Genomic DNA, 11449 nt, shown 5'->3' with positions numbered 1-11449 from the left:
TTTGGTACATTGAAATTGGTCTCCGATCTATTTGAGTTTGGTAAATAAATAATATCAGGGCCAAGACAAAATGTATACGAAAAAAGGCGTTGAGTTCAACGTCTTTTTTTGTTGGTCCGGGAAATAGTTTTTTCCCAGACTCTCAATCGTTGATATTCTGTTTATACAATAAATGATAATACTTAGCCTACATGTCCACCAAAAATTGTTGCTAATCCTATGCCCAATCCCTTGTCTGCAGGGAATTGTGGATCAAGTAATAATCGATAAATCTTTCTTCCGTTATCTGATAACTCTTGTCGAATAGCAAGAGGAGTTAGTTCCAATTTGAGAGAATTAACTATAGCAGGAAAATATTCTTTTTTCTAAACGCTTTTTTATATTAAGAAATATTTTTCTTTCTTTTGTCGTAATGAGGCCTTGTAAACAATAATTTATTTCATTAAATAAAATAGTTTAACTTTTTATTTGTTCATATAAACCACTTTCATCAGTTATGCCCAAATCCAAAACCCTTACTCATAGCATGTCCCCAACCTTGTTTCATTACATGTAAAACTGTTTGTGTGGGAGATCTAATTACAACATATTTATATTGTCCAGTATTGCTTTGTATAAGTACTCCATTAGAACCAGTGGTACTATCAACTACATGCCAAGTTACTTTATTTTTAGGAAAATATCCTGTACTTGCTGTATGTGCCATCGAGCGTAATAATGGGTTAACGGCTTCATCAGGAACTTGTCCAGCTTTAATATCCTGTTTTACTTTAACTTCTTTATTAGAAGCTTGTGCTGTGTTTATAGCAGCCTGTTTTGCTTCTGCTCCTTTATTAGAGGCTTGTACTGTGTTATCAGGAACTTGTTTAGCTTCATTTTACAATTCACCAATTTGTTTTTTTATAGATAAAATTATGATTTTATATATGCACTCTACAATACTATTACATTTAATCACATTTATAATGTCATCCTCTTTCTCCAATCTATTATTTACCTATCCTGATAATCCGCTAAATTAATTACCTGATCATACTTGTCCAAATCAGCAATTTGATAATGATGAATTACCTCTACGAAGGTTAAATTTGAATGCAATAATATCTGATGAATTGCGGCTGAAGTCGCTTGATCAAGTGAAGCATTGATTTCATCAAGTAAAAGAATTGGACGTTTTGATAAAATTGCTCTTGCTAATTCGATTCTCGCTAACTGCCCACCAGATAGCTTGTCGGCATTATCCCCTAATTGATAACTAAAATCTTTTTCTTCCACCATTGTATTTAACTCTAATTGCTCACAAACTTGTTCAACTTCGTTTACAGGTAATTTTTCACCTAATGTTAAATTAAACCAAAGTGTATCAGCAAAAATAACCGGTGCTTGACTGGAATATGCAAATAGATTAGATATTTGATTGGCCTTGACTTTTTGATTATCAATCAAAATATTTGATGCTTTCCCAAATTTATTAGACATCATAAAATACAACAAAGTAGACTTACCACTGCCAGAAGGTCCAATAACCGCTATCTTTTCTCCAGGATTAATAATTAAATTAAGCCCACTGAGAAGTTGCTTTTTATCCCTTACCAAACAGATATTTTGCCAATTTACTTGTTTATTGAAAGTATATTTGTCAGACGACCCTTTGTCGGCTGACAAATCCAAATAATAATTAACCTTTTTTACAATATCTTTAGTCGTTGATAAGTGATTGCGCTCTTCCAAAATTTGCATAAGCGGATTTATAAACGAATTTGATAATTGAACAATTGCAAATAGGACACCCATAGTTGTTTGCCCGTGTAACACCATTAGCCCACCTAAATAGGCTGGAATGACAAATGTACCATAAATTCCTACAAAGCCTACAACTGTATGAATATTATTACTCAACAAATTCATCTTACACAGAGCTTGTTCTAATTTTGAAATTTTTGGTAGATTTTCATCAACAGCATTAGCTTGCTTGTGATATAACTTTAATGAATCCGTTCCTGCTAAAATGTTTTTTACTTGACTGACATACCTGCTATTAGCTTCGGTCCACTGATTTGAAGCTTTACGTATTGGCTTTTGTAATAAAGCTGAAACCAATATTGGAAGAGTAGAACCTATTAGGAAAAATACCGTCAAAATCATATTAATATATATTGCATAAATTAATGAAAACGCCACTGTCACAAAATAAAAGACAATATTAATTTCAGCATTAAATCGATTAGTTTCTAATAATTTAAAATCATTGGTTAAAAAGCCTAAAGCCGAAGCATTATCTTCTTTAGACGTTTCTAACATTCCCGCGAGAATTTTAGTTCGCAAAAGGGTATTGACTTCCTTAACAGCATCATTTTTTAAATAATTGTAGCCTAACTCAGCCACTAAAACGATTAAAAACAAAATTAGAGCAACTAAAAACATGCGGGGTAATTCATGCAAATTTCTATCTGCTAATGCATTTGTCATGGTTTCTAACACATAAGCCATAACAATATTCTGCGTACTAGCAATTATGCCAAGTATTACAAGTGCTATAAGTTTCCATTTAGTATAATATCTAGCAATCATAATTCTCCTTGCTTAATATTAAAAATAATTCGAAAAATGCAATTTTAAGTTGAACACCTTATTTGCTTTGATAGATGCAATCTAATCTTCTCACATATAATTCATCGGGTGTGTGGTAGGCTAAGATCTTGCGGCTTAAGCATTCAGGCAAGTCAGTTGCCTTAATCTGTAATAAACCACGTTCCACATAATGGTAAAGCGTCTTGGTGCAGACCGTTTCATTCCGGACAAATGTGCCGCTGGCTAAGGCTCGACCTGCGCAGGGCATCAAGGGACCAGCGCTGCTTGGCATCATAGCGGTGCCGTTTACCGTGATAGAGTGCAATCTGACCGCGTTCAAGCTCGTATTTCACGGTTGTGGGCGAACAAATTAAGACTAGCGGCAATTTGGCGCAGGGACTGACCTTGTCTGTGCAAGACTTGGATAAGCACGCGGTCTTGCAAAGCAAGATGTTGGCCCTTTTGGTGACTAGATATGGTAGAATTAAGCGAGTTCATTGGAAACTTCTTTCTAGAATTGATTGGGTTAATTACATTCTATCAGAGAAGTCCAATGGACTTTTTTATTTTTTAATCAGCGCAAGTGTTCAACTTCATTTTACAATTTACCCCATTATTAACCTCCAATAATGTAGTATATCCAATATTGTGATATGTATTGAATTAAAAGTCAATATTTTTTTAATTTAATTATTATAAATAAAAAATATTGGTACAGGCAAGGCAAAGTTAAACAAAATAGATTAAAGCTCTAACTCTTCTTCTTTCCCTTGTCCTCTTTTATATTGTTTATATATTGTTGTCAATTATAGTTGAGAAAGTGGTTGTGATGTCGTATGCTTCTCAATATTCTTTTCAATTTCCTTCTCTTCGATAAAATTTACCATGCGATCGGCAGCCTTAGTGGTATTCGATAGAATTTTCGATTGCACTTCTGGATCTAATTGATCAAGCTTTTTTCCGTTGTCTGTCCAGCCAGCAATGTAATCTACGGTGTAATCTCGAGTATCAATGCCATAGTTTTTGGCCTTTGTGCTGCGCGTGTACCTGCAAGTTTGGCCCCATGCCCGAAATTCCATTTTGATACGCCCAGTCCTTGAGGTCGGTCATATCATTTGAAAAGTAATAATCTGCAGCGTAAGATGTGAACTTCTAAAATAAGGCCGCAGAATTCAGCCATAATAAAACCCCGAAATCGTCTAAATTTCGAGGTTGATATTATTCTTCGCCGTTTTAAATTGCTTTAACCTATTCTGCTGCTTCTTTTTCTAAGGCCTTAGCCTCATACAGCTTCTCGTACAAGTCCACCATCTCACCGGCCAAATCCCTAAACGTGATTGCATTCATCAGGTGGTCCTGGGAGTGGACAACCAGCAAGGTTACCGTGGTGTGGTCACCCTGGGCCTCCTTGGTCAGCATCCCGGTCTGGGAGTTATGTGCCTCGGTCAGCGACTCATCCGCCTCCTTGAGCTTGGCCCGGGCACCCGCAATATCGCCGGCCTTTGCACAGCGGATTGCTTCAAAGGCGAGGCTCTTGGCGTTGCCGCCATTGGCAATCAACCCCATCGCGGCCATCAAAGTTTCTTGTTCTTTTTCTTCGGATACTTCTTTTTCAGCCATTTCTCTACCTCGCCTTAGCCGTTAATCAGGTCTTCAGCCTGCTTTAAGACCTTCTTGCCGTCCATCAAGCCGTAAGCACGCATGTCAATTACGCCCAGCGGAATATCCTTGCCATCCTTGCCCTGGCCTTTGACCTTTTTCTTAAAGTCATTTTCCATGTAGCGCACCTGCGGCCCCAACAAAACGCAGTCCAAATCGTCCTGCTCAATGTGGCTATCTGCTTCGGCTGCGGGAACGGCGAAAATATTGGCGTCGATGCCCTCTTCTTCGGCCGCTTTTTGCATCTTGGTAACCAGTAATGAAGTGCTCATGCCAGCGCTGCAATTCAGCATAATTGTTAGTTTTGCCATTGTAATCTACTCCTCTAAAAATTATAACAACGTTTTATATTATTATAACACTTATTGCGGTAGCGCTTTCCATGAATGTGCTTAATTCTGTCTAGACCAAAGAAAAATTGTGTTTTACGCCAAAGCAACCGGAGTGCGACCAACACACCATAGTCAAAAAAGGGCATCAGACTAACAAGCCTGGTGCCCCATCATTCACTTATAAAACGCGCCATATAGCAGGACGGCCCGCAAATCCACAACAATCGTGCCGCCCCCGTGTCTAAAACGCGTGAAGCCAAATGCCAATCATTCCTGCAATTACCAAGAACACGCCAATCAATAGCGAGGTCCACATGGCAATCGGCATGAAGCCGTTATCCGTGCCCTGGTGCAATACGCCTTTGATATAAACTACGCTGGTTACCAACTGATATATTCCGATGACAATCAGCAAAACTGAAACTATCAGGTAAAACAGGTTGCTGCCAAAAAAGTTTGCCATGTTCTAGCCCTCCTTTAAAAACAAGCGTTAAAGCGCTTTATTGATATCCGTTTTAGTATAACATAACACCCTTTATCATTAAAGAGAATTCACTAAGATGATTTTGCAAAGTTTTTTAGACGAAATGGCGTGCAAAACTGCGTAATCCTTTGCACAACTTCAGATAAAAATGCCAATCTTACCTAAAAAATAGCCCCGAAAGTTGTCTAACTTTCGGGACTCATTTCAATATTATAGTATCCTTTTTAAAATTACAATAGTTGTATTTCTGAGGGGTGACAAAAATTTTCTCAATTATGGAGGGGTTCAGACCACATGACAGAATATTATCTGAATTGAACAGGATTTGGATAATCACAAATTTAACAACCAATGCCATGAAATCCAAAATTTTGTATTTCTTAATGGTACGCTCGCTGAAAATATCCTTAACCCCATACTTAATTTTCACCTTTTGATCATAGTATGTATCATCCTCACCGGTCACCGACAAGCCCATATTTTTTAGCGCATAACGTAATCGTATTTTTGAGACAATAGCAACTTGCCTGCATCGTGCAGTGACATCAATTCCCGGTATTCTTTTCTGGTCATAGCAAGTACCGCTCACTCATAACTCTAAGTACATCACCGCTCAAAATCACCTTTATAAACACCATTATCCACTGTGGCACCAACTTTGACCAGACAACCCCCCTGCAGCTTAATACTGCAGGAGAATTCTTAAATCAAACTATTTAGCTTTTAGTCAAGCGCGTGTTCGACCAGATTTTCCTGAAACTTGACGAGCAAGCAAATGCAGCTAATTGTGAGTGCCAGGATTCCGCTACCGGAAAAAACGTTCAGGCCGATGTTCTTAACTAACTCAATCAGCGGGTTGATGACCAGCGGGCTAATGACGCCGCCGATTGAGTAGATAGCGACATACACGCCCAGTGCCATCGAGACGCTACTGTCGTCAACCACCAGCGAGATCAGGTACGGGAACTGTCCCATCGCGATGCTCATCGCGGCCCCGACCAGGAAGCTGCCAAGAAAGACGACTAGCAGTGAATGGGAGAGGCCAATCAACAGGTAGGCCAAGCCATAGAGTAAAAATGATAAAGCGATTGATGAAAACTTGAACCGCCTGCCAATTAGGCCTACAATCAGGCCGCACAGCATCCCACCGATTAGCGAAACGGTTGACGTCAGTGCAGCCTGGGAAGTGGCGCCTAGGCCTTGCTGCACGACGAACAGCGAAATGTTATTGTTCAGGACGTTGTTCAGCAACATGGTCAAAAAGGCCCACAGCGCGCAGTAAAAGACGTACTTATTCAGGTGAATCTTGTGATTTTGCCCGCTTCTTGCGTCCGGATTAATGTCCCTGGGTTTCAGGGGCACTAAGAGCACGACCACAAGCAGAATGAATAATGAGAAAAGGTAGATCCAGTAATTATTGACCCATGTGCTGGCAGCTGCCAGCTGCCCACCACCCATGATGAAGATGACACCGCCAATGTTGATGAACGTGGTCGACAGGCCCATCGTCGCCTCGCGCTCTTTTTTGGGCAAAATCTGCGAAATCAGCACCTGCGTCAGGTTGGTACAGGCACCTTGACCGAGTCCAACCAGGCACGAACAAAAGATTAGGAACATGAAGGACGTGTGGAACACCAGCGGCAAGAGGCCGCCAACCGTTACCAGCAGAATTGAAGCAACGGTCAAAGTCTTCAGGTTGATTCTGGTAGCAGTCAGCTTCCCGATGATAATCCCCGCAAACATCATGAAAAGATTAGGCAGAGAAGTCAACATTTGTACGCTAGTAGCGCTCAAAGTAAATGTTCTGGCAATTGCCGCGTACGATGGCGTGATGGCCAGAGCGGCCATGCCAATCATGCTGACCGCAAGGACACCAATTCGCGTTTTGGCAACGTAAGCTTTATCAATAGTATCCATTGTAATTATTTTCCCCCTTGCATATGCTGCTAACGGCATTGCGACCGGAAAAGACAGCGTAACCGGCGGTGCTGCCCGGCGGGGTAACCGCATAGGTATCGCCAACCAGCATTCCAGCTGCGCTTACTACCTTGTCATTATAGTCCGTTAAAACCACATCGCTGCCCTGCTTAGCAAATTCTTCACTAATTGCGTAACCAATCCCTTGGGGTGCGCCCGTAACAACTGCAACTTTTCCTTCTAACAATTTGTTTATCCTACTAATTTAAACTTTTAATTGCTTCCTCAGCAGCAATCCAACCCGACACGAAGGCAAAGCCATTGGCAATACCCTCGTAGCTAGGGTAGCCGTCTGAATATAAACCATTAGCATTATTGCCGACAATATACAGATCTTTGAGCGGCGTGCCATCCTCAGTGACCGGTTGGCAGTTGCGGTCAACGTTAATGCCATCCATTGTTCCCAAGATTGCACAGTGTTCAATGATAGCGTAATACGGACCTTCATGGACTCCAAACAGTAATTCGTCCGCTGGCTTTAAAAATGTTTCATCATTGTTCTCTTCAACCGCCCGGTTATATACATCAATGTTTCTTCTCAATGATGCAAGTGGCAGATGCAGCTTCTGGGCTAACTCTTCTAGTGTCTTTGCCTTAACTACTTCTCCCGTCTTGACTGCTTCGTCAAAGTCCGCTTGAATATGCGATAACGGTCCAACAGTTGTTCTCGGGGTCTCTCCTACGTTACAAAATTGGCGCTCAAACGTGTCTTCAAGGTTAATCTCAGTCTGACTGAACGTGTCAAGCGTCTTCTGGTCAACCACAACGTAGTACTTGCCATGCACGTTGTGGGCTGCATTGCCCCACATGGCGAAGTCGTAGACCACATCCTCATTGACAAAGCGATTGGCAGTCTGGTCAAGCCAGAGAAGCGGCAGATTGGTCAAGGTCTCAACGGCACTGTCCCGCTTCAATGGGTTGATGTTCCTGCTTGGTGCGCAGCCATGAGCAAACAAAGCCGGGCTATGCCGCCAGTCTGCACCAAGCTTATGGGTCAGTCTGATGCCCGTACCGTCCGACTTGTGCTCACCCAGGTTAAGCAGCTCAGCAGCATCTGAATATCTTGATTTAAGCATTTGCTCATTACCGCAGTAGCCACCATCGGCAAAAATAACCTTTTGAGCCTTAATCCTAATGCGGTGTCCATCCTTGCCTTCAGCAATTACGGCCTTTAATCCATCTGCATAATCCAGGTCCACCGCCGCAGTTTCAAGTAAGACCTTGTTGTTAGCAGCTTCAAACTTAGCCGGCAACTTGTCCCAGTTGACTATTTTTTCGCCAAAGTTATCAAATTTGTGGTAGACAAGTGGATCGTTCATGTGGGCCTTCTGCTCACTCTGCTCTACCGTCACTGGTAGACCCATTTCTACAAGTCGACTGATGTTTGCCCCTGACCGCTTCAAGAAACGCGCCAATAATTCACCGTTGACAAAGAAATGATTATAATCGGTCAAACCAGTGAAAGCTTCCCGGTAACCGTATTTAACCTTGCGTTCCTTTTGTTCGTCCGAATTAATGGCAAAAACACCATGGGCGCCAAACTTACCGGCACCTCCAACTTTATTACCCTTTTCTAGCAATACGAATGGGACTTTTCTTTGGTATAGCTCGAAACTAGCAGAGATGCCGGATGAACCAGATCCCACAACGACAACTTGGGTTGAAATAGAATCCATGTTTATTTACTTCCTTTCTTGATTGTAATTTAACTTACAAATAAATTTTAATCTAGCTTGCTTGTAATCGCTAACACATAAAAGTTGCCGTCAATAACTTTAAGTTGTTGCCCACTTAAGGACTTTTTTTAATTGGTCAGAAACACCCGCATTTAGTGCAAGAACAACAGTGAACGCACCCTGTAGATGAGCCGGTGAGCAGCGGTAAATATTCATGCACTTGGCGGGCAAGACAAAGGATTCCGGAACCATGGCCAGCCCACCGTTATAGTTGACATTGAGGCAGGCCGCGGAAAAACTGTTAATTTGATCAATCTGCTGATAGCCCCAGCCATCACCGTTATATATCTCCAGTATTGCCCGCTGAATATTCATGATGCCTGTCGACTGCCAGTTCTGCATGTAAATTGTGCTCTTTTGAGCAAGTGCCCGTGCATTGCCGTTATACTCCTCAAGTTTGTCTCGATTCAACAAAAGATCAAAGCTAATCGTTCGCAGTGGCAAACATTCCACCTTCCTGTTGCCCGCAAAGGCCAGCTCAAAGCCGACCAGCAGGTCATAATTACCATTAATCAGCCGTCTGATGCCTGTTTCGAAATCTTCTTCGTCAAAGCTAAACTGGTAATTCTGCGGGAGCTTTGCGGCAAACACCACCGCCTCATTTTCGAAACCAGGTAGGAAGTGAATGCGCAGAAGCTGCTTGGGGTCAAAGTTAGGGTGATGCCAGATTTCGCTATACAGGTTAATTATCTCTACCGCGCGCCTGTAAAACTCTTCGCCCACCGGCGTTAGCTTTAATTCTCCTACTGAACGGTTAATCAGCTTCTGACCCAGCTCGACCTCAAGTTTTTTAATTGCGGAGCTGACTGCAGTCTCAGAAACGTAATTGCGCTTAGCGGCCGAGATAAAGCCATGCGTCTGCACCACATCAATAAAATATTTTACTGGCATTAGGTTATAGTTCATTTTTTTATCCATTTCATAATCAAATTATTGCTTTCACATTTAATATTATAAGAAAAGCGCAACAAGTCAAAGCCAAAATTAAAAAGCGCCGGTAAAGACGCGATTTTTATCCTCAACTATTGGTAATTCACTCCAAAATAAAGTAAAATGTTTAGTGATTAAAAAGGAGCATCCAAATGGCAAAACTCGAAAAGCCCGTTGTGATTGGCATTACTGGTGGTTCAGGCAGTGGTAAAACGACTATTGCGCGTAAAATCGTCGAGCAAATGCGGGAAAATGAACACGTCTTGATTATGACTCAGGATTCATACTATAAAGATAATACAGGCATCCCCATGGACGTTCGGCTGAACATCAACTACGACCACCCCGATGCGTTTGACGTCCCGCTGCTGAAAAAGCAGCTGGCCGCACTGCTGCGCTACGAACCCATTGAAATGCCTATATACGACTTTAAGGCCCACACGCGCAGCAATAAGACCCTCCACGTTGAGCCCGCCGACATCATCATTCTCGAGGGCATCCTGGTTCTGGCCAGCGCGGAAATTCGTGATTTGATGGATATTAAGGTCTATGTCGATACCGACGATGACATCCGCTTCATTAGGCGACTCGAGCGCGACATGGACGAGCGTGGCCGCTCGAGCGCGTCAGTCATTGACCAGTACCTTAGTACGGTCAAGCCCATGTACCACCAGTTCGTTGAACCGACCAAGCGCTACGCGGACATTATCGTACCCGAGGGCGGTGAAAACAACGTGGCTATCGACATGTTGACGACCAAGGTTCATTCTATTCTCGGCAAAAGCATTAAATAAAAGAAGAGTCTGGGAAAAAACTCTAATCTAACTAAAAAGGCTGACAAATCACGTTAATCAAACGTTGATTTATCGGTCTTTTTAAATTGTGAAATTTTTTAATTTAACTTCAAGGGCACTTTTTTCCCAGACTCTTTTTTACTAGTTATTTTAACTAATCATGATCAACACGAGGCTGCAAAGTCCGATCAAACAAATTAGTAATCAGCTTGGCAAAGACACCATCAAAGATAAGACATGAAAGTACAGTTGTGATAAACATGGCAATTTGCAGTTGGACGCTGTACTTACCCCAGCCATATAAGAAATAGGTCGGTATAAAACTACCAAGACTGGCAAAAAAGGCCCCTGTAAGAACACTTCGCCAAGAAAAATTACGGTAGTTTTCTTTTTTCGGAAAGAAGCCAATCTCATTGGTAGCGCCCTGAATGAAGCCCTGCAGAACCGTAATTGCCCCCCACTGACCCCCAATTGCCATTTCTACAATTGCAGCCAGGGCTTCACCAATCATTCCTGACCCTGTTGTTGGCACAAAGTACATAGCTAGCGGTCCTGCCAGCAACCAGAGGCCACAAAAGACGGTGTCGGTAAGTGGCGCATAACCTGTTGAAACTAACGCCAACTTAACTATATTAAAGGCCCAGTTAAAGCCGTAGGTGTAAACCACACCCATGATTATGCCAATCAGTGCAATCAGAATAATCGACTTGACGTTCCACTTCGATGATCTTGTAAACATAAAAAATACTCCTAACTAATCTTAAGTCAGTAGGAGTACGATCATATCTACTTCAATAACACTTCCCTAGCGCAGGTATTATCCCGTTCAGGTTCGGAGGGTATTTCTCAGCTAATGCGGCACCCCTAGTGACTCTCATTATTTTACTCTTAACAGTTTAACACATTCGACGTTATCTGTCCCGGGGACTTTTCGCCCAGGCGCTTTTTGTTCAATCTGAACCGTTT

At 42.0% G+C, this 11449-nt stretch carries 14 protein-coding genes and 1 riboswitch; of the genes, 1 reads left to right on the top strand and 13 read right to left on the bottom strand.

What is annotated here, in order from left to right; translation table 11 throughout:
• Window positions 1–490: 490 nt before the first annotated feature.
• The 12 genes from AC2JF8_RS08965 to AC2JF8_RS08910 form a co-directional block, all read right to left on the bottom strand.
• Complete coding sequence (locus AC2JF8_RS08965; RefSeq protein WP_500729655.1) at window positions 491–706, bottom strand: garvicin Q family class II bacteriocin; 216 nt, start codon at window positions 704–706, stop codon at window positions 491–493.
• A 287-nt stretch (window positions 707–993) separates the two neighbouring features.
• Window positions 994–2571: an ATP-binding cassette domain-containing protein gene (locus AC2JF8_RS08960; RefSeq protein WP_500729654.1), complete on the bottom strand. Its 1578-nt coding sequence runs from the start codon at window positions 2569–2571 to the stop codon at window positions 994–996.
• 218 nt (window positions 2572–2789) lie between these two features.
• Window positions 2790–2924, bottom strand: a complete 135-nt coding sequence (locus tag AC2JF8_RS08955; protein ID WP_500762752.1) for a hypothetical protein — start codon at window positions 2922–2924, stop codon at window positions 2790–2792.
• A complete protein-coding gene (locus AC2JF8_RS08950) occupies window positions 2908–3069 on the bottom strand; it encodes a helix-turn-helix domain-containing protein (RefSeq protein WP_500729653.1) in 162 nt (53 codons plus the stop codon). Before AC2JF8_RS08950 ends, AC2JF8_RS08955 begins: the two co-directional genes overlap by 17 nt.
• 308 nt (window positions 3070–3377) lie before the next feature.
• Window positions 3378–3650, bottom strand: coding sequence for a hypothetical protein (locus AC2JF8_RS08945; RefSeq protein WP_500762751.1), 273 nt, complete (start codon window positions 3648–3650; stop codon window positions 3378–3380).
• Between the two features lie 169 nt (window positions 3651–3819).
• Window positions 3820–4191 (bottom strand): PTS sugar transporter subunit IIA, encoded by a 372-nt coding sequence (locus AC2JF8_RS08940; protein WP_500729650.1) that lies wholly within the window; start codon window positions 4189–4191, stop codon window positions 3820–3822.
• A 14-nt stretch (window positions 4192–4205) separates the two neighbouring features.
• Window positions 4206–4541 (bottom strand): PTS sugar transporter subunit IIB, encoded by a 336-nt coding sequence (locus tag AC2JF8_RS08935; RefSeq protein ID WP_500729649.1) that lies wholly within the window; start codon window positions 4539–4541, stop codon window positions 4206–4208.
• A 262-nt stretch (window positions 4542–4803) separates the two neighbouring features.
• Window positions 4804–5025, bottom strand: a complete 222-nt coding sequence (locus tag AC2JF8_RS08930; protein WP_500729647.1) for a hypothetical protein — start codon at window positions 5023–5025, stop codon at window positions 4804–4806.
• A gap of 744 nt (window positions 5026–5769) precedes the next feature.
• A complete protein-coding gene (locus AC2JF8_RS08925; protein WP_500762750.1) occupies window positions 5770–6963 on the bottom strand; it encodes an MFS transporter in 1194 nt (397 codons plus the stop codon).
• The gene (locus AC2JF8_RS08920; protein WP_500762749.1) at window positions 6950–7210 is read right to left on the bottom strand and encodes an SDR family NAD(P)-dependent oxidoreductase; all 261 of its coding nucleotides are present in this window, start codon (window positions 7208–7210) and stop codon (window positions 6950–6952) included. Before AC2JF8_RS08920 ends, AC2JF8_RS08925 begins: the two co-directional genes overlap by 14 nt.
• A 13-nt stretch (window positions 7211–7223) precedes the next feature.
• Complete coding sequence (locus AC2JF8_RS08915; protein ID WP_500729644.1) at window positions 7224–8699, bottom strand: FAD-binding protein; 1476 nt, start codon at window positions 8697–8699, stop codon at window positions 7224–7226.
• Between the two features lie 99 nt (window positions 8700–8798).
• A complete protein-coding gene (locus AC2JF8_RS08910) occupies window positions 8799–9650 on the bottom strand; it encodes a LysR family transcriptional regulator (protein WP_500762748.1) in 852 nt (283 codons plus the stop codon).
• Between the two features lie 191 nt (window positions 9651–9841).
• Here AC2JF8_RS08910 and udk point away from each other — a divergent pair, with 191 nt between their 5' ends.
• Complete coding sequence (gene udk, locus AC2JF8_RS08905) at window positions 9842–10483, top strand: uridine kinase (protein WP_500729642.1); 642 nt, start codon at window positions 9842–9844, stop codon at window positions 10481–10483.
• A 154-nt stretch (window positions 10484–10637) separates the two neighbouring features.
• Here the strand turns inward: udk and AC2JF8_RS08900 are convergent, their stop codons facing one another.
• The gene (locus AC2JF8_RS08900) at window positions 10638–11222 is read right to left on the bottom strand and encodes an ECF transporter S component (protein ID WP_500729641.1); all 585 of its coding nucleotides are present in this window, start codon (window positions 11220–11222) and stop codon (window positions 10638–10640) included.
• Window positions 11223–11268: 46 nt separating this feature from the next.
• Window positions 11269–11359: riboswitch (TPP riboswitch) on the bottom strand.
• Window positions 11360–11449: the final 90 nt, after the last annotated feature.

The sequence above is a fragment of the Lactobacillus sp. CA30L genome (assembly GCF_059900845.1).
The sequence above is the reverse complement of the archived record's forward strand: the minus strand, read 5'-3'. Positions and strand labels throughout refer to the sequence as shown.